This window comes from Streptomyces alanosinicus (assembly GCF_014650595.1).
GTDB lineage: Bacteria > Actinomycetota > Actinomycetes > Streptomycetales > Streptomycetaceae > Streptomyces > Streptomyces alanosinicus.
Genome location: NZ_BMVG01000060.1, coordinates 1 through 20,962, shown reverse-complemented (window position 1 = coordinate 20,962; position 20,962 = coordinate 1). Strand labels below are relative to the sequence as shown.

The 20,962-nt window shown below is 69.3% G+C and carries 14 protein-coding genes and 3 pseudogenes; 8 read left to right on the top strand and 9 right to left on the bottom strand.

The window, feature by feature from the left end; genetic code table 11:
• The first annotated feature begins 28 nt into the window (after positions 1-28).
• Positions 29-1,372 (top strand): hypothetical protein, encoded by a 1,344-nt coding sequence (locus tag IE277_RS43545; RefSeq protein WP_189959249.1) that lies wholly within the window; start codon positions 29-31, stop codon positions 1,370-1,372.
• Positions 1,373-1,894: 522 nt separating this feature from the next.
• Here IE277_RS43545 and IE277_RS43540 read toward each other — a convergent pair.
• Positions 1,895-2,950: a threonine/serine dehydratase gene (locus IE277_RS43540; RefSeq protein WP_189959248.1), complete on the bottom strand. Its 1,056-nt coding sequence runs from the start codon at positions 2,948-2,950 to the stop codon at positions 1,895-1,897.
• 24 nt (positions 2,951-2,974) lie between these two features.
• Complete coding sequence (locus tag IE277_RS43535) at positions 2,975-3,778, bottom strand: proline hydroxylase (RefSeq protein ID WP_189959247.1); 804 nt, start codon at positions 3,776-3,778, stop codon at positions 2,975-2,977.
• 62 nt (positions 3,779-3,840) lie between these two features.
• On the opposite strand from IE277_RS43535, the gene IE277_RS43530 reads away from it, so the two are divergent.
• The gene (locus IE277_RS43530; RefSeq protein ID WP_189959246.1) at positions 3,841-4,500 is read left to right on the top strand and encodes a TetR/AcrR family transcriptional regulator C-terminal domain-containing protein; all 660 of its coding nucleotides are present in this window, start codon (positions 3,841-3,843) and stop codon (positions 4,498-4,500) included.
• A gap of 79 nt (positions 4,501-4,579) precedes the next feature.
• Positions 4,580-5,179 (top strand): annotated as a pseudogene (locus tag IE277_RS43525) (transposase); the annotation flags it as partial.
• A gap of 45 nt (positions 5,180-5,224) precedes the next feature.
• Here the strand turns inward: IE277_RS43525 and IE277_RS43520 are convergent.
• The 4 genes and pseudogenes from IE277_RS43520 to IE277_RS43505 form a co-directional block, all read right to left on the bottom strand.
• Positions 5,225-6,688 (bottom strand): annotated as a pseudogene (locus tag IE277_RS43520) (ISL3 family transposase); the annotation flags it as partial.
• Positions 6,689-6,908: 220 nt separating this feature from the next.
• Positions 6,909-7,654: pseudogene (locus IE277_RS43515) on the bottom strand (IS256 family transposase); the annotation flags it as partial.
• Between the two features lie 294 nt (positions 7,655-7,948).
• On the bottom strand, positions 7,949-9,526 hold the full coding sequence (locus IE277_RS43510; RefSeq protein ID WP_189959245.1) for an FAD-dependent monooxygenase: 1,578 nt from the start codon (positions 9,524-9,526) through the stop codon (positions 7,949-7,951).
• A 43-nt stretch (positions 9,527-9,569) separates the two neighbouring features.
• The gene (locus IE277_RS43505) at positions 9,570-10,463 is read right to left on the bottom strand and encodes an NAD(P)-dependent oxidoreductase (protein ID WP_189959244.1); all 894 of its coding nucleotides are present in this window, start codon (positions 10,461-10,463) and stop codon (positions 9,570-9,572) included.
• 253 nt (positions 10,464-10,716) lie between these two features.
• Here IE277_RS43505 and IE277_RS43500 point away from each other — a divergent pair, with 253 nt between their 5' ends.
• Genes IE277_RS43500 through IE277_RS50230 form a run of 3 tightly spaced genes read left to right on the top strand, consistent with a single transcriptional unit; the run spans position 10,717 to position 16,990 of the window.
• Positions 10,717-12,258, top strand: coding sequence for a flavin monoamine oxidase family protein (locus IE277_RS43500; protein WP_229882473.1), 1,542 nt, complete (start codon positions 10,717-10,719; stop codon positions 12,256-12,258).
• On the top strand, positions 12,258-15,746 hold the full coding sequence (locus tag IE277_RS43495) for a ferritin-like domain-containing protein (RefSeq protein WP_189959242.1): 3,489 nt from the start codon (positions 12,258-12,260) through the stop codon (positions 15,744-15,746). The genes IE277_RS43500 and IE277_RS43495 overlap by 1 nt, the downstream gene beginning before the upstream one ends.
• Positions 15,743-16,990, top strand: coding sequence for a cytochrome P450 (locus IE277_RS50230; RefSeq protein WP_229882472.1), 1,248 nt, complete (start codon positions 15,743-15,745; stop codon positions 16,988-16,990). Before IE277_RS43495 ends, IE277_RS50230 begins: the two co-directional genes overlap by 4 nt.
• Positions 16,991-17,039: 49 nt before the next feature.
• Here IE277_RS50230 and IE277_RS43485 read toward each other — a convergent pair whose 3' ends face one another.
• On the bottom strand, positions 17,040-18,164 hold the full coding sequence (locus tag IE277_RS43485) for an IS30 family transposase (RefSeq protein ID WP_229882471.1): 1,125 nt from the start codon (positions 18,162-18,164) through the stop codon (positions 17,040-17,042).
• Between the two features lie 125 nt (positions 18,165-18,289).
• Here IE277_RS43485 and IE277_RS43480 point away from each other — a divergent pair, with 125 nt between their 5' ends.
• The gene (locus IE277_RS43480; protein ID WP_189959262.1) at positions 18,290-19,240 is read left to right on the top strand and encodes an IS3 family transposase; all 951 of its coding nucleotides are present in this window, start codon (positions 18,290-18,292) and stop codon (positions 19,238-19,240) included.
• Here IE277_RS43480 and IE277_RS43475 read toward each other — a convergent pair.
• On the bottom strand, positions 19,227-19,577 hold the full coding sequence (locus IE277_RS43475; protein WP_189959240.1) for a hypothetical protein: 351 nt from the start codon (positions 19,575-19,577) through the stop codon (positions 19,227-19,229). The genes IE277_RS43480 and IE277_RS43475 overlap by 14 nt on opposite strands.
• A 64-nt stretch (positions 19,578-19,641) precedes the next feature.
• Here IE277_RS43475 and IE277_RS43470 point away from each other — a divergent pair, with 64 nt between their 5' ends.
• A complete protein-coding gene (locus tag IE277_RS43470; RefSeq protein ID WP_189959239.1) occupies positions 19,642-19,812 on the top strand; it encodes a hypothetical protein in 171 nt (56 codons plus the stop codon).
• Between the two features lie 341 nt (positions 19,813-20,153).
• On the opposite strand, the gene IE277_RS43465 is transcribed toward IE277_RS43470, so the two are convergent.
• On the bottom strand, positions 20,154-20,510 hold the full coding sequence (locus IE277_RS43465; RefSeq protein WP_189959238.1) for a hypothetical protein: 357 nt from the start codon (positions 20,508-20,510) through the stop codon (positions 20,154-20,156).
• Positions 20,511-20,962: the final 452 nt, after the last annotated feature.

The window sequence follows — 20,962 nt, the reverse complement described above, 5'->3', positions numbered from 1 at the left end:
TCCGGGCCGGCACGGTCGTTGGGCCGGTATGAGCGTTCGAAACCTCCTCGACGCGGCCTTCGCCGGGCCGTCGGTCCCCGGTGCGCGTGCCAGCGGGTTCACCGTGACCGACCTGGGTTCTGACGCGTGGAAGGAGTTCCTTCTCGGCCCCGGGGCAGCGCCGGGCAGATCGGGATCCTGGGACGAGCCGCTGGCGGTGCTGTGGAAACGGGTGGTTGCGGAGTGCGGCGCGGCCCAGCGGCTCGCGGCCGAGCACGACGTCGACTGGGAGCTGGCTCCTCATGAGTCGAAGGCCGTCCTCGCGCTGTGCGGGCCGGACAATGTCGTCGTCGATGTCGCCGCAGCAGCACTGGCGACCCAGCGTGAGCAATGGGAACGGGAGAGGCGCTTCGCCCGGATCCATCGCCGCCTGCCCGCGAACCTGGTCGGCCTGGTGCCCGCGGACGTCGGCGCGCTGCGGTCCGGTCTGCTGGTGGAGCACGAGTTCCGCACCAGCACCTACCAGGTCGAACGGGACCGAGCCGTGCGGTGGCTGCGTGCCCTGACCGGCACGGCGGCCTATCTCGCCGCCGCGCACATGGTCCCCGCCCCGCTCGCCCTGGACGTGGTCACCACCGCCCCGCTCGACGAGCAGACCCGCGCCGCCCTGCGGCTGCCGGCCCCCTGGTCGCTCATCACGCACGACCCCGTCCCCCTTCACGCGGCCGAAGCCGATGACGACGAGCTCGCCGCGCTCGTCGAGGCCGGCGTGTGCATGGGACCGGAGCCCGTCATCCTCGGCGGCCTGATCGCCGCCCAGCCGGACGGACGGCTCGACACGACGTCCGGTTTCCTGCTCATCTCCTCCCTGGACGCCGCAGGCCGGCGGTGCTGGATGCTTCAGCCGGCCGCGTTCGGCCACCACGCCGGCGGCCGTGTGCTGTACGGGTACGCCGCGCAGCTCGCGTTCGCCCGGTGGACGCCCCCGCCCGTTCTCCCGGACCCCGGTCCGCGCCCCACGTCGCGCAGCACGCTGGGCAGGATCGCCACGAGCGAGGCCGACCGGGCGGGTGGCTTCCATGGAGTCCGTGTCCTGGACTTCACCCCGCCGCCCGAGGAGCCCCCCGAGGAGCGCAGGGCGCCGGCTGGCTCCCGCGGGCCGCTCGTGTTCGGCACGTGGCGGCGGGCGCACTGGAAGCCAGGGGTGCGGATCGGGATCCGCGACAGCGACGGGCGGCTCGTCGGGCCGGTCTACAAGGACGGCGCCGTCGAGGGCCTCACGTTCAGCCGCGAGCGCCGGTTCTTCCCCCGCGCCCGGGTCCGCCCCGACCTCCCCCTCGCCCCCACCACCCCGGTCTACCGGATCCCGAACCCGGGAGCCCCGGGCCGGTGACCTGCGGCGCGGGGAGCTTCTCCCGGCACAGGGGCGGGCGGGGATGGAATGCCGTGGCCGAACGGGCAGCGGCCGATGATCACGCCGGGTCCGGCGGAGTGCGCCCCTGGACGCAGCGCACGGGGGGACGCGGCGTCCAGGAGGATTGCTCGCCAACGTACCGCGCTATCCAGCCTCTTATCGCATATATCGGGGAATCGGGTCGCGCGTCGGGCGCAGCGCGGGCTGGGGCACGGTCTGGGCGGGACGCCGGGCCGAGGAGGCCGGATCAGGTGGCAGCCGATGCCGTGCAGTGTGTGCACGGTCTGCCCGAGCTCGTCGGGCAGCGGGGTGTGTTTGACGCACAGGATCCGAAGGCGCCGCGGAGGAGGAGTGCGCAGACGGCGCGTGGTCGCACAGGCCCTGGGCAGGAAGGAGTGGGCTGCGCAGGCAGTGTGTGACGGCCCTCGGCCGCCGCTACCGGAAGGCCCGAACACGGCGAGGGGGGGCAGCCGGGCGGCTGCCCCCCCCTCGGGCCGCTCATCAGTGTGCGGTGGGCCGATTTACCAGGTCGGACGGGTCCGTGTTCGCTCCGCACAGCACCACGCAGACCTTCTCGCCGCCGCCGGGCCGGTAGCTCCGGCTCGCTACGGCGGGCCGGAAGGGCAGGTCCCGGTCGGAGGTGTGCTGGTCCGGTGACGTGAGCGCGGCCAGAGCTGTCGCGGCACCGTACTCGACCGCCACCTTGCGATGGTCCCACAATGCCTGTCGGGCGCGGATGATCTCGGTGTCCGGCACGAGTACGGAGTGCACTCGATCGTGCCGGGCGGCGTGCAGAGCCATCTGGGAGGTGCGGCGTGCGCCGAGGGAGTCGGCGGCGATCGAATCCACGGTGACATCGATGACGGCGCCGGACTGGAGGGCGGCGTTGAGGGCGCGGCAGTTCTCCGGTTCGACCGCGACGATGCGGATGCCGTGGTGCTGGGCGGCGGTGGCCACTCCGGCGAACAGGCCGCCGCCGCCGACCGCGACCACCACGGTGTCCAGGTCGGGGATGTGGTGGCGGATTTCCTCCATCAGGGTGCCGGCTCCGGCCGCGATGAGCGGGTGGTCGTAGGCGTGGCTCGACAGGGCGCCGGTCGTGCTCGCGAACTCCTCGCAGGCTGCAAGGGCTTCGGCGTACTCGGAGCCGATCAGGCGGACGTCGGCGCCGTAGCCGCGGAGCTTGGCCACCTTCACCGCTGGCGCGGTCTCGGGGAGGAAGACCGTGGCCCGTACGCCCTGCTGCTGGGCGGCCCAGGCGCACGCCAGCCCGGCGTTACCGCCGGAGGCGATGGTCACCCCGGCGTCGGGGAGGGTGTTCGCGTCGCGGTGGGCCTGGATGAAGTTCTGCGCGCCGCGGGCCTTGAACGAGCCGGTGTGCTGCATGAACTCCATGGCCAGCCACACCTCGCAGGGCTGCTCGGGCCGGTCGTCAAGGGGGTCGCGGTGGGCGGTGCGGATCGCGCCCGGGTCGAGCGGAGCCAGGGTAATGGGGCGGATGCGTCCGGCGATCCGGTCGCCGGCGGCCTTGATGTCGCCGTAGATGAGCTGGTGCACAGTGTTGCTCCTGCGATGAGATGGTCACGACCAGGCGATGAGCTGGCCGGTGGTGGTCAGGCCGAGGAAATACGCGAAGGCGATCCGGCGCCCGGTGGGGTTCGGCTCGACCGCCTGGAAGTTCGCGGGGTTGAACAGCAGCGCGTCTGCGAGCTGCTGTGTCAGGTCGACGCGCTGGCAGTGCTCGACCGCCTCGGGCCGGTAGCCGTACGCCTGGCGGTGCTGCTCGTCGGCGGGTTCCCAGCGGTGGCGCCATACCGTGGTCGCCCCGCCGGTGGCCGGTACCGACACCCAGACGTTGAAGGCGAGCTGGGCGAGCACCTCCTGGTCGAACAGGCCGGTGGGAAACTCGCGGTTCAGTTCGTCGTAGTGGACCAAGACGCCCTCGTTGATCTCCCGTAAGGTGCCGCCGAAGACGGCCCGGCCGCCGATCGTGGCCGGGGTGACGGCCGCGCCCCAGGCGGAGCCGAGGCGGGCCAGCGAAATGGCGATCGGGTCCGGGCGCATCCCGACCCGCTGCCAGGCCGCCCGGGCGGCCTCCGCGTCACGCCAGTACCGTTCGGCGTCCAGCCCGCAGCCCTGGTCGCGGTAGTCGTTGAGGGCCGGGCCGAAGCGCACGATCCGGGTGGGCACCCGGGCCTTGTCGTAGTCGGCGGTGGGCAGCCGGTCCAACGCGCCCATTGCCGCCTGGCAGGCGTCCAGAGCGAGGAAGCCGGGGACGCGGACGGCCGCGAGGGTTCCGGACGCCAGGTTGGCCAGGTGCCGGTCGGTGAAGGCCGTGCTGTCCACCGCGGTGAACAGCGGGTCAAGTGCCGTGGTGCGGGGCATGTCGCCTCCGTAAGGAGGCATGAGCCTACCGTGACGGTACGGCGTACCGTACGCTGACTCGCATGCCAAGGCAATCCGCTTCCCTGGACCTCGCGACTCCCGAACGGATCGCTGAGCAAGCCCTGTTGATAGTTGATCAGGACGGGCCCACCGCTCTCAGCTTCCGTACTCTGGCCGCCGCGCTGGACATCTCCGTCGCGTCCCTCCAGCGCCGCTGCACCGACCTGGCCGGCCTGCTGGACCTGGTGACCGACCACCTCGCCGCCCGCCTGCCGGAGATTGAACCGGGCACCGACTGGGCGAGCGCCACCGAGGAGCGGTTCACCGCGCTGTACGAGCTGCTGACGGACCATCCGGGCCTGGTCGCCCTGCGCGGCGACCGCCCATGGCTCGGCCCACAGCTGCTGAAGCGCCTGGTGGAGCCGCAGCTCGCCGACTCACTCGCCGCCGGCATGACGCCCCAGGAGGCGATCGTCACCTACCGGCGGCTGTACCTCCTGACCCTGGGCAGCGCGAGTTTCGTCAACCACCGCGACCCCAAGGCCGCCCAAGCCACCACCCGGCGCGCGCTGGCCGCGCTCGACCCGGAGGAGTTCCCGGTGCTCACCGCACAGCTCGGCGCGGTCCTGCCCGCCGTGGTCGACCACGAGGTCTACTACGGCGCCCTTCGCCAACTCATCCGCGCCGCTGCAGTACCCGGACAGGCGGCCGAGGGGATGTAACGCCATGGACAGCACCCTCGCCGCCGATCCGGCGCGCGGCACGCACCTGGACACCGCCCGATGACGGCCGCCCCTTGCTTGGCTCGCCAACCGCAATGTGCGTGGTGCCGACGCGGTCGCAGCCACTGCCGTCGAAGCCGCTCAGGCTCAACAGACCGCACTGCCCAACGAGACCGTCGCGGCCCAGATCATCGCCGACCTGGCCGCGCAGATCCTCGCTATGGAAGATCGCCTCAAGTGCATCGACCAGCAGATTCGAGAGACCTTCCGCAGCCACCCACAGGCCGACATCATCGAGTCCTTGCCGGGCATGGGGCCTATCTTGGGCGCCGAGTTCATCGTGGCTGCGGGCGACATGTCGGCCTACGCAGACGCCGGCCACCTGGCGTCAGCAGCAGGACTCGTACCCGCTCCTCGCGACTCCGGACGACGCACCGGGAACCTGCATCGCCCCAAACGCTACAACCGCCGACTGCGCAGGGTCTTCTACCTGTCCGCGCAGGTGAGCATCATGCGTGACGGCCCCAACCGGGACTTCTACCTCAAGAAGCGCAGCGAGGGCCTCAAACACGTCCAGGCTGTCATCGCAGTGGCCCGACGGAGGATCGATGTCCTGTGGGCACTGCTTCGGGACAACCGGCTGTTCACGCCAACTCCTCCGGTTCCGCAAACGACTTGACTCGGTCATTGAAACTCCTCGCCATCTGGGCTGCCCATCGGCAGGTCATGCTCGAAGCAGGACGCGGGTGCGGAGTAGGCGGAACGAAGCTCGGCCATACATGGCTCTCTTGATGGTCTTGATGCGGTTGACATGGCCTTCGACGATGCCCGAGCTCCACGGGAGGGTGAGGCCGGCGGTGACGGCGTCGAGGTCGAGGCAGAGGTTATGCGCGAAGGAGAGCACCGGGGCCGGTGCGTCACGTACTGCCTCGCGTACCCACTCCAACAGCTGGTGTCCGCGCCGGTGTTGGAGCAGGTCATGGAAGGTGCGGGCGAGGTCGCAAGCCCGGGCGATGTCAGGGCAGGCCAGCCGCACCTTCAGGAGTTCGTCTTCCTCGTGCGCCCGCAGAGTGCCGCGGGGCGGCATGATCCACTTGGTGATCTTGCGAGGATTGGGGATGGCGCCGCGGGCGGGTTCGACGGTTCCCGTCCTGAGCCCGGCCACGTAGCGGCGCACGGGCAGATCGCTTCCCTGGTAGCCGCGTTGCTGGATCTCGCGGAAAAGGTCGGTGGGGCTGGTGACACCGTCGGTGAACCGCTCGGTCGGGTAGGCGGTGAACGGCTCCAGGACTCCTTTGGGGCGTCCGTGCCGGGCGGAGGAAAGCAGCTGGTCGAGGTCGGTGTCGCGGAAGCGACGCACGGTCTTGCGGTCCAGCTGCAGGAGGCGGGCGATGGCGGAGACGGAGCGCCCTTCTGCGAGCAGGCGGTGGATGTCGGCGTAGCGGTCCCGGGTGCGGACCGCGATCTTCGTCGGCGGCAGTGTCGGCGGTGGAAGCGGATTGATGATCGGCCGGGGCTGTGCGTCCCGTTCGGCTTCGGCCTGTTTTCGCAGGCAGGAACGGTGCTGATGGCAGGTCTTCTCGACGGCGGAGGAGAGGTTGGCGAGCAGGTGCCATCGATCAGCAATCTCTTGGGCGCCTGGTGCTGCCTCCCGCACGGCGCTGGAGTACGCACTGGCCCGGTCCCTGCAGATGATCTCCGCGCCGGGGTGTTCCCGCAGCCAGTCGGCGAAGGTGACAGCGTCCCGGTCCGGGAGGACGTCCACCACGTGGGCGGCCTCCACGTCGACCAGGACGGTGCCGTAGCGCCAACCCTTGCGGAACGCGAACTCGTCGACCCCCAGCACCCGCGGCGCTTGCTCGGGCACTGCCGGGGCGGTGAGCAGGCCCAGCAGGTGAGTGCGGCCGGCGGGTAACTGCAGTGTCCGGCATAGACGTTCACCGGGACGGCCGCCCAGGAACGTCGCGATGACCCTCATCCAGCGGCGCAGACCGACACTGTGACGCCTCTGCGGTTCGGTCAGGTCCGGGACCTGCTCGACGAACGTTCGCCGACTGCAGGTGCGTCGCTCGCAGAAGAACCGACACACCTGCAGCGAGATCACCAACGACCGTCCCACCACCGGGCGTTCGGCCAGTCGGCGTGTATAGCGAGAGTGGATGCGACGACCTAGACAACCGCAGTCCGGACAAGGCGGCCGGCCGACCGCAGGCCGACGCTTCGACGGTCACTCCCTCCGCGACGACATGGACCGCCGTGACACGCACATCGATACCGGGAAACAGCACATCCTCGACGCTCACAGCCCCCATACCTGGGCAATCCACGCGAGAAACGTTCCCGCACTCGCGCGATGACCTGGGGATTCACGGCATCGCGGCCAGAACCAAAAACGCGAGCGCTCACACGTCGCTCACACCGCGGTTCTTGATCTCGGTGAGGATGTGCAGCCAGTGCTTGGCGCCCTCACCGCCGTCGCGGCCCACAGGCCCAAAATCTCACGCCGGCCCTCGGTGGTGACGGCCAGGGCCACGTAGATGGGCCGGTTGGCGACGGCGCCGTCGCGGATCTTCACGTGGATGGCGTCGATGAAGACCACCGGATAGACGGAGTCCAAAGGGCGGCTCTGCCATTCGGCCATGCCCTCGAGGACCTTGTCGGTAATGGTGGAGATGGTCTGGCGGGAGACCTCGGCGCCATAGACCTCCGCAAGGTGGGCCTGGACCTCACCGGTGGTCAGGCCCTTCGCGGCCAGCGAGATCACCATCTCGTCGACGCCGGTCAGGCGTTTCTGCCGCTTCTTGACGATCTTCGGCTCGAAGGAGCCGTCCCGGTCACGCGGCACCGTCATCTCCACCGGCCCCACGTCGGTCAGGACGGTCTTGGAGCGTTTGCCGTTGCGGGAGTTGCCACCATCCTTGCCCGCCGGATCGTGCTTGTCATAGCCGAGGTGGTCGGTGATCTCGCCTTCGAGAGCGGACTCCAGGAGCCGCTTGGTCAGCTGCTGAAGCAGTCCGCCCTCGCCGGTCAGCTGCAGACCCTCTGCCTGGGCCCGGCTCACCAGCTCGTCGATCAGCTGGTCATCCACGGCCTTGGCCGACACAGCCGCTGCCGACTCACCGGCCTCGTGCTCGGCCACGTTCTCACTCGTCATCGATGCATCTTCCATGATCGGGAGTTACACCGAACGATTTACAGTCCCCATCGTGACGGGAGTGCAGCGATACAAGCTGTCCGTGACGGCCTACTGAGCGTCAGCATCGCCGAGATTGAGCTGGTACCGATCCTGCAGGTGTGCACTGATCAAGGCGTCGAGCCTGCGGGCGGGGCTCCGGACGAGGTCGTGGCATGGGCGCGCGGCTCCCTCGGGGAGGGGAGACCAGTTTCCTCCTGCTGCCGCCGGCCGCCACGGGGTTGGGGATCACTGTTGCGGCCGAGGGGAGACGGCTCATCCGTCCCGGCGGACAAGCCATCGGTCTAGGTATTCGGTAACACCGAGCCTGTCGGTCGTTCGCGTACGTAGGCCGATGTAGCCGTCGGGGCGTACCAGGAGGAGCATGCCCTCTACCGGGCCGCTGCGGGTCGTATGCGCCAACTGGACGGTCTGTACCTTCACCGGCATTGCATAGCGATGGGTCGTCTCCAGCAAAGCTGAGCACTTCCCGGCGTCCGGGTGGGCGTTGCACAAGAGCAGTGACCAGTGGCGGTAGGAGAGCAGGTCGTGGAGTCGGGCCGGGCCGGTGTCGGTGGTGACGGACAGGTCGGGCAGCCGGTCCCCGGCCCTGAGCCAGCCGCCAGCGCCGGGGCGGGCCCGGTCGGCGGACAGGGCGCTGCGCCGGTGATTGCGGCCTAAGTCGCTGAGCAGGAGGGCACCTTGGCGCTGGAAGTGTGTGCGACGCAGGGCGTGTGGCAGGAGGACGCGGATCGCGGCAAGAGTGAGGGCCTTCGGAGGGAGTTCGAGGACGTTGCGGCGCATGGCACGGATAACAGCCAGGGCGGTCCGCCGCTGCTCGTCGCTGTAGGTGTCGAGCAAGGGCTCGGTGCCCCAGCCACGGTGCACGGCGGCGAGTTTCCAGGCGAGGTTGTGGGCACCGAGGAGGCCGGTGTTCAGGCCCCGACCGCCGACAGGCGCCCACAGGTGGGCGCTGTCGCCAGCGAGCAGAGCCGGGCCGTGTCGCAGGGTGGTGGCGACCCGGTCGTGGAAACGGGCTCGGTTGGCCCAGCGGGGTGTGGTCGGGGTGAGACGTACGCCAGCCTCCGCCGTGGCCGCGGAGACGACGGCTTCCATCTCGTTCACGGTCGGCGGGTCGTTCAGGCGTGGCTCGGGGTCGGGGAGGAAGGCGAACAAGCGGGTGCTGCCGCCGGGCAGCGGCTCGGCGATCAGGGTGACGCCTCGGTTGATGAAGATACGTGTGGTACCCGGCTGGTGGCGGTGGCTCCAAGCGGGCCGGGCGTTGAGCTGGAAACATTGCAGGTCGTGTCGCTGTTCGCCCTCGAATGGGATGCCTAGGGATTTGCGAACCAGGCTGTGTGCGCCCTCGCAGCCCACCACCCAGCGGGCGGTGACGGTGCGGATGCGTCCGCCGAAATTAGCGAGGTCGATCTCTGCGTGCTCCGGGGTGACCCGGACGGCTACTGCCTCAGTGGACCAGTCGACGTCCGGCCCCAGTTGCCGGACTCGGTCGCACAGCAGGCGTTCGATGGAGTCTTGTTCGATGGAGAGGGGGCCAGGGAACGCCGTGTCGCCCATGTGCAGCTGTTGGACGCCGGCCAGGTGTCCGGCCACGTGGAACTCGCCCGTGCTCAACGGCAGTCCGTGGGCCGCGAAGGCATCCATGCAGCCGAGGTCGCGCAGCACTTCCAGGGCGCGCTGCCACAACACGCTGGCCCTCGGTTCGCGCTTGGGGCCGGGGCCTTTGTCGACGGTCATCACGTAGAGGCCGTGCAGGCGCAGGGCGATGGTCAGTGCGAGCCCGATGGGGCCCGCGCCGACGACCACCACGTCGTGCGGACCGGGCCGGCTCACCTCCGGTCCCCTTCGTCGTTGGCATATCCGCCCGCTTGTCCGTTCACCGCGGGCCGCCGTCCTTGGGAAGGCGCAGGAACTCCACGAGCCGGGCGTAGCTGTCGTCGCCGTGCCCGGCTGCCACCGCCCGCCCGGTCAGCTCACGAAGCAGGTCCGGCAGGAGGGGGGAGATGCCCCTCAGTTCGCTGGCATGGGCCAAGATCTCCATCGTGTGCTGGTGCAGCCGCAGGTCGAAGCCCTCGGCAGGGTATTGCCCGGCGTCGACCTGGGCGGCGTAGGTGTTCATGAAGGAGCGGACGGTGGTCAGCCACCGGTCCGCGACCGCGGTGAAGTGCGTGGCGCTGCCCCGGCCGCCGGGGCCGTCGGCTCCGATGAGCGCCACGGCGTGGAGCCAGCCGGTGAGGGTGCCCCACATCAAGCCGAGCAGCGCGGTGTCGTAGACGGAGGCGAGTGCGGGATCGGTGCCGAGGTAGACCGGGTCGCCGAGGGTGGCGAGGACAGTTCGGGCCGCTTCGAATACGGTCGGCGGGCCGCTGCATAGGAGCAGGGCGTGGGATGTGCCGATGCCGTCCGGTGTGGTCATGATGACGCCGTCAAGGTAGACGGCTCCATGCTGGACGGCCCATGTGGCGGTCTCGCGCGCGTGCGGTGGCGAGCCCGACGTGAGGTTGACGACGGTACGGCCCGACAGCTCGGCGGTGAGAGGCCCGAGGGCCTCGCGGACGGCGTCGTAGGTGGCCAGGCACACCAGGACCAGCGGGCTCGCCGTGACGGCTGCGGCGGCCGATTCGACGGCGACAGCGCCCTGTTCGACGAGCTGGTCCGCTCTTCCGGGCGTGCGGTTCCACACCGTGGTCGAGTGGCCGGCGGTTCGGAGGGTGCGTGCAAGAGTGGCCCCCATCTGTCCCAGTCCGAGCACGCTCACCGTGGTCCCCATGACTCCCCCTGGCTCGATGCGTCACATACGTGGCGCAGGGTCCGCTCCGTCATTACGCCTGCCCACGTCAGAGCTGGCGAGCTTAGGAAGCCAATACGTTGCGTTTCACGTGATCCAAGGGTTTATCACTCGAAAGAAGGACATATGATGGGGTGGCCTGTGTGGTGGGCAGGATTTGGTGCACCCCAGGCCGATGACGTCCGCGCCCGCGCCTTGCTCTCGGCCCTGGTCCCCCACAGGAAGCGGAGATGCAGTGTCCGAGACGACGGCTGTACTTACCGGTCAGGGACCGCAGGCGGCACCGCCTCCGACCGGCGGCTCCCGCATCCTCGTCCTCGGTGCCGGGATAGCGGGCCTCGTAGCCGCGTACGAACTGGAGTTACGGGGCCACCGGGTTGAGGTGCTGGAGGCCAGTACGCGGATAGGTGGCCGGGTGCACACGCACCGCTTCGGCACCGGGCCCACAGCACCCGCCGCCGAGTTGGGCGCGATGCGCATCCCCGCACACCACCGGCGCACCCTGGAGTACGTCAGGAGGATCGGCCTAGAAGGGCAACTGCGCCCGTTTCCAACGCTATTGTCAGACGAGAACGCCTTCCTGCCCACGTCCGTGGGCTTCGTGCGGGTCCGCGATGCTGCCCGCCCTTTGATGGAGGGGTTCCGCCGGGAGCTGGAGGCACACCGCCCCGGACTGCGCCAGGCCCCCGAGGTCAGCGTTGTCGGGGCGTGGCTGACCGCGGTCATCGACGCTATCGCCCCGCCCGATCTCCGCAGCGCCTTACGCGAGGACCTGCGGCACCAGTTACTGGAACTGCTAGCCCGGGTCGACGTACGCCCCCACATGCGCGGGCCGGGTGGGGACCGGGTCTGCCTGCATTCGCTGTTCACCGTCCACCCCGGTCTGCGGGCGGGACTCAGCCAGCGTCTGGACAGCTTTCTGGACGACATCCTCACCGAGACCGGCCCGGCACTGGCCCGGCTGCACGGCGGGATGGACCAGCTGCCGTACGGCATCGCCCGCAGGCTGTCACGGCCGGTGTGGCACGGCCACACCGTGGTGGGCATCGACGTCGGGCGAGAGGGCGTCCGGGTCCACTCGACGTCCGGGCCGGAGAACTTGACGACGGCCCGGGAGGCGGACTTCGCAGTGTGCACGCTGCCGTTCTCCTCGCTCTGCCGGGTTCGGCTGACCGGCGTCGACGCTGACAAACGCGCCGTGCTCGAGGAGGTGGAGTACTGTCCCGCCACCAAGGTGGCGTTCCACTGCCGGGAGCCGTTCTGGCACGCGTACGGCATCGAGAGCGGGGCCTCGTCCACGGGTGGCCGGATCCGCCAAACCTACTACCCGCCCGTGGACGGCGGCCAGGAGGACGGGGCCGTCCTCCTGGCCAGCTACACGATCGGCGAGGAGGCCGCCTCGCTCGGCAGGCTCGACCCTGACCGCCGCCACCTGCTGGTCCTGGACGAACTGGGCGCGCTCCACCCCGAATTGCTGCGGCCCGGCATGGTGCTCGGTGCAGTGAGCACTGTGTGGGGTGGCGACTCCCCCTGGAACGCGGGCTGCACGACCCGCTGGGGCAAGAGCCCCGCGGCCTGTGAGAGCGAACGGGCCCGCGCCGCCCGTCCCGTGGCCGACCGGCTGTTCTTTGCTGGTGAGCACTGCTCGACAGCGCCCGCCTGGATCGAGGGCGCGATTGAGTCCGCCGTGCGGGCCGTCGACGACCTCGCCCGGGCCGGATCCGCGCTGCCCTCCCACACCGCCCACTGCCACCACGACGCGACAGGACCGGTTTGATGAGCGTTTTCGATCTGCCCCGGCTGCATTTCGAGGGCATGGCTGTCACCCGGCTCCCGACTGGGCCGCGGTGCGGGATGGTCGACCTGGCCAGCCACCGGGTGTTGACCGACGACGGGCCCTACCCAGCCGACCTGCCGGCCTCCGATTACCACGCCTTCCTGGACGGCAGAGGAACCCGCTTCGGCCCCAACGGCCGGCCCGACCCGAACGGCCTATTCGGCATCGTCAAGGGCTGGAACTTCGGTGGAAACGGTCACTTCTGGCTCGACGCCCGGGTCACCACCGTCGAGACGGAGGGCGGCTGCAGCGGAGGCGCGGACACGGACGCCGACCCGGTGGTCGGCAGCCGTGTCGACGTCTGGGGGCATTACAACCCCTACCTGCGCACCACCGCGAATCGCGCGCGGGTCTTCGACTTGGACCCGGCGTCGAACTGGACCACCGCGCTGATGGTCGGCCGGTTCGGCGTCGGCCGGCGCGGCCGTTCCCACGACCACGGCTACCTGTTCACCGGAGGGGTCACCGGCGTGCACCCGCCGCGTTGGGTGAGCTTCGCCCGGATCCAGGACGTCGGCGAGCACGTGCTCGCCTCCCGGCTGCGCTATGCCGCCGTGCACCAGTTCACGGTCTCAGCCCCGGACCTCGACTGGCTCGATGCCGACCAGCCGGACAGCGGCGCCTCCCCTGCCGTGGCCACGCTGCGCAGCGCCCTCAGAGATGGGGCCGACGGGATCGTCGTCCAGCTCGCCCTGGACAACATGGCCTCGCCCCAAGAGCCGGACGCCCCCGACCGGTGGCGGGTACGGGGCACGGTCGCGCCCTGGCACGCAGACGAGTTGCGCAGCTATCCGGCCGGGCGGCTGCTCGTACCGGTCACTGGGTCCCCTCTGCACCACATGACGGTAAGGGTGGCGGACGGCCGCACCGCCCTGAACATGGTGACGGCCGTTCCACTCGCCTCCAGGGCAGCCCGGCCGGGGCCGCACGGTCCGCTCCACCGGCTCGGCCCGCCCATGGACGCAGGCGTCCTGGAGCTGCGTACTGCCCGCACCGATGCGCTGGTGGCCCGGATCCCATCCCGGTCCTACCGCGAGGAGACCACATGCGGGATCGTCGACGTGCCCGCAGAGCCGGGATGGCCGGAGGCCGCCGAGCAGGCCCTGGTGCTGACCGGCTCCGACGGCAGGGGCGGGCGACGAACGCTGCTGACCGAGCGCGAGACCAACGTCCAGACGGACGAGGCCCTCCTGGTGCTGCACCACCGTGACCGGACCCGTGATGCCGACCATCCGGTGCGAGTGCCGCTGCGGTCCTACGTCCGGGGCCGGCCGGCCGGCCCCGGAAGGATCCACGTCCGCCAGTTCTACAACCCTCGCGCCCTGCCTGCGGACGGCACCGCCGGCGCATCCGCGGCGCGCTGCGCCGACGCCGTACTGCTCGGCACACGTGACGGGCGGGCCGGTTCCGACGGCTGGGCGGCTGACTGCGTGGTGGAGGCCGACGCGCACGGGCACGGCGAGCTCGTGCTGCGCGGGGAACGCGCTGGCACCTGCCGGATCCTGCTCTCCACCGATCCGCTCGACGCACCGCCGGTCGACCCCGAGACGCCCGGTTCGGCCTGGACCGCGTACGACGACGGGGACGCACTCGGCTACTGGGCCGGGCCCGGCTCACTGACCGTGCGCGTACTACCCGACGACTGGCACCTGGACGACGTGCCGCGCGAGGAGGTCGGCTTCGAGCTGGTCCACCGGGAAGTGTTCGCCTTCTACGAGCACATCTCCTCGTTCATGCGCACAGAGGTCTTCACCCTGGCCGACCGATGCAAGGTGGAGACGTACGCCGATCTGGTGTGGCAGATGTGCGATCCGGGGAACCGGGCCATGACGTACTACATGCCTCCGACGCGTGACCTGTCCGACCCGAAGGCGCGGCTGCTCCTCGCCCACCTGCGCAACCTGCAGGCGGCGCGGGCGCGCCCACCGATGACCGTCCCGGCGAAGCGGCATCCCGGCGGTCGCGATCGGCGGCGCTCGGAGCACGCCGGGATCAGCACGCGGGGCGAACTGTGGACCGCGCTGAAACAGGCGGCCATGCTGGAACTGGCCATCATGCTCCAGTACCTGTATGCGGCGTTCTCCGTGCCAACCCACGCCGCGGGGCTCGCTCAGGTCCGCGCTGGGCGGTGGACGCATCGGCAGTGGAAGCTGGCCTGCGGGACGGGCGGGGCCAGCCTTGACGACGGGATCCGCGGGAGCCTGCTGTCGGTAGCCCGCGAGGAGATGATCCACTTCCTACTGGTCAACAACATCATCATGGCGATGGGCGAGCCCTTCCACGTGCCGGTCGTCGACTTCGCCACAGTCAACGCCGTGCTCCCGGTACCGCTGGACTTCGCGCTCGAAGGTCTCAGCATCGGCAGTGTTCAACGCTTCGTCGCCATCGAGCAGCCCGCGTCTTTGATGGAGGAGATCCAGCGGCCGGGAACAGGCACGCAGTGGTACCCGTCGAGGAGTTGGGAGAGCAGCGGCCACGGATTCGCCTGGCGCTCGGTCAGCGAGTTGTACGCGGGCATCCGCGAGGGATTGCAGCGCGTGCCGGACCTGTTCCTGGTCGACAAGGGGCGCGGCGGCGGCGAACATCACCTCTTCCTACGCTCGGCGCTGAACACCCGCCATCCCGACTACCAGTTGGAGGTCGACGACGTGACGAGTGCCCTGTTCGCAGTGGACTTGATCACTGAGCAGGGTGAGGGTGGGACAGCCCGTTGGGCGCCTCTTTTAGCGGCCGACCGGGCGGCTGCGGAGGGGGGCAGCCCGCAGTGCGGACGGGAAAGCGGCGCGAGGGATACCCGTAAGAGCGGCTCAGGAGGCGGGCTGGAGTGCGGCACGGAAGTCTCCCACTTCAGAACGTTCCTGGGCATCGCCGATCTGTTGACCACCGAGCGGGCACCTGGCCCGTACGGCCACCGGGTCCCCTGGAACCCCGCCCACCCCGTGCTGCGCAACCCGGTGTTGCGGCGCCGCGACGGCACCTGCGCCCCGATCACGGATCCCGATGCCCGCACCGTGGCCACTCTGTTCAACCACTCATATCACATGATGCTCCAGCTGATGGCTCAACACTTCGGCACATGCCCCGACGCGAGCCTGCGCCGCTCGGAACTGATGAACTGCTCCATAGAGGTGATGACCGGGATGATGCGCCCCCTCGCCGAACTCCTGGTGACTATGGACTCGGGGCAGCCAGGCAGGACAGCAGGGCCGACCTTCGAGCTCGACGCACTGCCTGCCGCAGGGTCCCGGCCCGACATTGCACGCCGCTCGATCGGCCTGCGGTTCGCACACTTGGCAGCAGCCGCCCGCCGGTGCGAGGCGGTGCCCGGCAGTGTGGGCGAGCTGATGGCCTTCTTCGCGGACCGGTTCAGCGGCAGCGCCGGGGACACGTGCGGTGTGGTGCTCCCCCGGTCGAACGGCTTGTCGTGACAGCGCCAGTGCCGGGTGCGGCCCCGGCTCCAGCCCTCCCCCCGCTGCGGGCCTCGGACATACCGCTTGCGGACCCCTACAGCCTCTACGCCCGCTACCGGTCCGGCGACCCTGTGCACTTCGGAGCGGACGGCTCCTGGTACGTCTTCCGGCACAGTGACGTGGCACAGATCCTCGCCGACCGCGCGTACGTGCGCGGCCCGCGCCCAGCGTGGGTACCGGCTGACGAGTGCCCGCACCTGGCCAGGACCGTCCGCAACTGGATGGTGTTCATGGACCCGCCGTTGCACGGGCGGGTGCGCAAACTCGCCGCAGCGGCCTTCACCCTGACCGTCGTGCGTAATCTGGAGCCGCGTATCCGGCAGTTGGCGTCCCGTCTGGCCGACACGCTCCTCGAAGAGGATGAGGTCGACCTGGTCGAGCGGTTCGCCGCGCCGCTCCCCCTGCTGGTCATCGGCGAACTGCTGGGCGTCCCGCCGGCGGACCGCGACTGGTTCCGGACCCGAGCACTGGACCTCCAGCAGGCGACCCGCGCCCGGGCCGGGCGCAGCCCAAACGCATTCGCCGTCGCGGACACGGCGGCCCGTGAACTGGACGCGTACTTTCTGACAGAGCTACGTCGCCGCAGAACGGCACATCTCTCAGGCGCCCAATACGGCGACGACCTAATCGGCGCCATGGCCGAACGGGCCGGAGCAGCGGGCTTGGGCGACGACGTCGTCACCGGCACCTGCGTCCACCTGCTGACCGCGGGGCACGAGACCAGCACCCTGCTGCTTTGCAAGGGACTCCTCGCGCTCCTGGCCCACCCCGACCAGCTCGCCGCCCTGCGCGGAGCGACCGCACCCGGCCAGATGGCGGGTGCCGTGGAGGAGCTGATCCGCTACGACCCGCCGGTCCAGATGGTCACCCGGGCCCGCCAACCAAACCGCGACGGCCAGCTCGCCGGCCGCGCCATCCCCGGTGGCGGCTCAGTCGTCCTCGTCCTCGGCTCAGCCAACCGCGACCCCGCCCGCTTCTCGCACCCCGATCGCCTCGACATCACCCGCACACCCGGCGGCCACCTCGGCTTCGGCACCGGCCCCCACTACTGCCTGGGCACTGCCCTCGCCCGCGTCGAAGCGGCGGTCGGACTCACCGAGTTGCTACGCCGGATGCCGCACCCCGTCCTCGCGACGCAACCCGTCTACGGTGACGACCTGGTCTTCCACGGCCCCTCCCGGATGCTCGTACGGACCCGCTGAATCCGGGGCTTGAGATTCCTCACGGTGTACACAAATTGGCGCCTTAGATTCAACCGGTCAAGGCAACACTCTCGGCCGGGGTGCGGAATCCCAGGCACTTGCGGGGGCGGTTGTTGAGTTTCGCCGCGATGGCATCAAGGTCGCCCTGGCTGAACGTCGAGAGGTTCGTCCCTTTGGGCAGGTACTGCCGGAGCAGCTTGTTGGTGTTCTCGTTGGTGCCGCGCTGCCAGGGGCTGCGCGGGGCTGCGAAGAACACGTCGACGCCGGTGTCAGTGCTGAGACGCTTGTGCGCTGCCAGTTCCATGCCGCGATCCCAGGTCAGCGTGCCGCGTAGTCGGGAGTCCATGCGCGTGTATGTCTCGGCCAGAGCTGGAACGACCACGTTGGTGTGGCGGCTGGCGAGTTTCACGAGCGTGAGGAACCGCGTCTTGCGGTCGACCAGTGTGGCGACCTGGCTGTTGTTCGAGCCGATCACCAGATCGCCTTCCAGGTGCCCAGGCTCGCTGCGGTCCTCCGCGGCCTGGGGCCGCTCCTCGATCGGCCGGGCATCGGTGATCTGCGAGCGCCATTGCCCCTTCACTGTGTGTCGCTTGTTCTTCCGGATCGGGCGGCCGGTGCGAAGGCGTTTGCAGACCTCGCGGGGGATCACTTTCCACCGGGTGGTGTAGACCGACCGGTAGATCGTCTCGTGGCTGATCTCCATCGCCGGGTCATTGCCGTGATAACGACGGAGGTGGCCGACTATCTGCTCGGGTGACCACTCCTCGCAGAGCAGGGTCAGTACCGTCTGCCTGAGCGCCGGTCTGGCGGCGAGCAGGCACTGTTTCGGGCGCCGGGCGCGGTCAAGTGCCCGTTCCTGCGCAGCGATTGCCCGGTATACGTCGCGTCCGCCGTTGTTGCCGACTTCACGGCTGATCGTCGACACCGCACGCCCCAGCAGGCCGGCGATCGCCCGGTAGGAATGGCCGGCACAAAGCCCGCGTGAGATCTCTTCCCGCTCGCCCAAGGTCAGGCTTCCAGCGCGCGCCTTGCGGGGCGCGGGAGCGATTCCTCCGTGGTGCTTGAGGACGGTGAACACCGAGCCGGGTGGTTTGCCGATCTGTCTCGAGATGACGCTGATCGACTCCCCGGCCCTCCACCGCCGCCACAAGTCGGCCTTCATCTCGTCCGACATCCCCGGCCGACCCAATCTCGCCACGTAACCCGTCCTCAACCAGCACTGTTGCTCTGACCGGTTGAATCTAAGGCGTCTTTCTTCGCGGCCGAGCTCGACCGGCCACACACACGCTCGTAGCGTTCATCGACGAGCACAAGGACCGCTTCGGCGGCGTCGAGCCGGTCTGCCGGGTCCTCACCGACCACGACTGCAAGATCGCCCCGTCGACCTACTACGCCCATCACAAACGCCAGGCCGCACCCGCGGCCCGCACCGTCCGCGACGCCGAACTCAAGATCCTGATCACACAGGCCTACGAGGCCAACTACCGTGTCTACGGCGCCCGGAAGATCTGGCGGCACCTGAACCGCCAGGATGTCGCGGTGGCCCGCTGCACCGTCGAGCACCTCATGCGTGAACTCGGCGTCACCGGAGCGGTCCGCGGCAAAAAGGTGATCACCACCATCCCCGACGCGAGCGCGGAACGGGCCCCGGACCTCGTGGACCGCGACTTCGTCGCCCCCGCCCCGAACCGATGCTGGGTCGCCGACTTCATCCACGTCACCACGTTCGCCGGCGTCGTCTACGTCGCCTTCGTCGTGGACACCTTCTCCCGCCGCATCGTCGGCTGGTCAGCAGCCACATCGAAGGAGACACGGCTCGTCCTGGACGCCCTCGACATGGCCCTGTGGCAGCGCGACCGCGACCAACAACCTCACCAGAAAGGCGAGTTGATACATCACTCCGATGCCGGCTCGCAGTACACATCGTTCGCGCTCGCCGAGCACCTCGACCGGGCAGGCATCGCCGCGTCGATCGGATCGGTCGGCGACGCCTACGACAACGCCCTCATGGAGTCCACGATCGGCCTGTTCAAGACCGAGTTGATCAAGCCCTATCGGCCCTGGAAGACGCTTTCCCAGGTTGAACTCGCCACCGCCGAGTGGGTCGACTGGTACTGCCACCGTCGGCTCCACGGTGAAATAGGGCACATCCCACCCGCCGAATACGAGACCAAGTACTACCACGAAACCCCAGGTCACAGTCACGACCTAGAGTCTCGATCAAACCCGGAACGGTTCAGTTCCCGTTGAGGCCTGGGGCGTTCCACAGCGACACGACGCGACGGACATCGGCGGGAGCATTCGGAGAGTCGTCGAGGTCGCGGACGAGCCTAGAGTGGGCGTGGCAGAAGTCGTACAACTTCTGGTGAAGTGCCTCGTGGAGCAGGTGCTCGGCCACCCACCAGGGGTTCCGGAGGAGCTTGCGGTTCAGGAAGAAGATGCCGACCACGGTGAACTGAGAGGTCGACGACTTGCCCGCCCACGCGTCGGTCCCCGAGGTGACCCCAACCAGGTGGGTGTGGCTCAGGGCACCACGAGTAGTCAGCGGCAGGCGCTCGTGCAGGAGTTGAGAGCCCTGGCGTAGCATCGCGAGATCGCTCTCGCTGGGTTGAGTCAGCCCGGCGCCGAACTGCTGCTCGATGAGGCGGGCGATGCAACGGCACGTCGGCCCGGCAGGCGCGGACCGGCTGCTCCAGCGGGATGAGCGAGCCCGCCTCTACTGCATCGACCGAATCCTGGTGGACGGGCTCGCACGGGCCTTCGCGATGGCCGAGACCCGCCCGGACCTGCTACGCAGTGAACCAGCCGAGAGGGTCACCTGATGCGACGTGCGGCGCGGCCCGCACACCCCAGACTCGGGTGCCGGGCACCGCTGGCACGGGCACACTCAGCCGATGCCGAGTCGGCCGAGTGCCGTTGTCCAGGTCTGTTCGTGCTGGTCAGGGCGCGATCCACGGCCGTTCAGCCTCGTTCATCCCCGTACTCCCGGCCGTGGCGTGATCTGCTTCGAACGGCCTCGAACGGTGGTGAATGAGACGGAAACTGAGACGGAGCCGATGCCCTCAACAGGCGCGTCAGCGTTTTCCTGAGCGCGCGGGCCACGTCACCGTGCCTGTCGCCCAGGAGTGCTGTCCGCATACCTGAGGGTGTGCCGATGGGCCAGTCACCAGTCAATAGGACCGCCGTAGTCAAGGCAGCCGTCCATGACATAGCCCTTCATGCCTCGATAGTCGATGTATGCCCAGCCCGCTTGGTGACTCCCACAGGCGGTGTACATGCCACCCGGCCCGCCGCCCCTGAGGCAGGTCGCGGCGCCCTTGGGGAACAGTCCGAGGGCAATGCCGGACATCTTGGGAGTCGTGCGTATTTTCATAGTTTCCTTGGCTGTGACATTGCCAGCCTTGCAACTGGCGGCGACGCTGTCCTTGGCGGGCGCCGCGTTGGCGGGAGTGGCCAAGCCGAGAGAGACGCTGGCGAAGGCGGCGAGGGCGGCTGCGCCGACGAGTCGATTCTTGAACACGGCTTCCTTCTCGTTTCTCTGCTGTTGTAGTCGTTCTTCTCCGCCTCACCGACGGATGCCTTGGAAGCTACCGAGGCGTGATGACGAAGTCGTTAGCGCAGAGTGCCCACAGCTGTATGCAATGCGTGCACTCCCGACGGGACCTTGTGGGTCATGCCGGAACATCGACGCCGAGCCTGGCAGCAGCCCAACCCAGGCCGCACCTCGACTATCACAGTTACCTTCTTCGTGGCCTCGCAATGAGGCTCCCGGCCTTCGGCCCGGCATGACTTGCGCCCCCAGTCGACGATGATCGAAAAGGTGGTGTCACCGGTGCCGGAGGCATTGGCAGACCGCTGATCAGCCTCCGCCTTTCAGTTGGGTTTGGCTGAACCGGGTTGATGGCCGGGGGGATGTTTTCGGGCCGTGTGGCGTCTTCGGGCATGCCAAGGGCCCGACGCGCCGGCCGGGGT

What these genes read in the sequence shown, in the direction of transcription:
- IE277_RS43545 (WP_189959249.1), top strand. Translation starts at nt 29, where the DNA reads ATGAGCGTTCGAAACCTCCTCGACGCGGCCTTCGCCGGGCCGTCGGTC.
- IE277_RS43535 (WP_189959247.1), bottom strand. Translation starts at nt 3,778, where the DNA reads ATGCCCCGCACCACGGCACTTGACCCGCTGTTCACCGCGGTGGACAGC.
- IE277_RS43530 (WP_189959246.1), top strand. Translation starts at nt 3,841, where the DNA reads ATGCCAAGGCAATCCGCTTCCCTGGACCTCGCGACTCCCGAACGGATC.
- IE277_RS43505 (WP_189959244.1), bottom strand. Translation starts at nt 10,463, where the DNA reads ATGGGGACCACGGTGAGCGTGCTCGGACTGGGACAGATGGGGGCCACT.
- IE277_RS43495 (WP_189959242.1), top strand. Translation starts at nt 12,258, where the DNA reads ATGAGCGTTTTCGATCTGCCCCGGCTGCATTTCGAGGGCATGGCTGTC.
- IE277_RS43485 (WP_229882471.1), bottom strand. Translation starts at nt 18,164, where the DNA reads ATGTCGGACGAGATGAAGGCCGACTTGTGGCGGCGGTGGAGGGCCGGG.
- IE277_RS43475 (WP_189959240.1), bottom strand. Translation starts at nt 19,577, where the DNA reads ATGCTACGCCAGGGCTCTCAACTCCTGCACGAGCGCCTGCCGCTGACT.
- IE277_RS43470 (WP_189959239.1), top strand. Translation starts at nt 19,642, where the DNA reads ATGCAACGGCACGTCGGCCCGGCAGGCGCGGACCGGCTGCTCCAGCGG.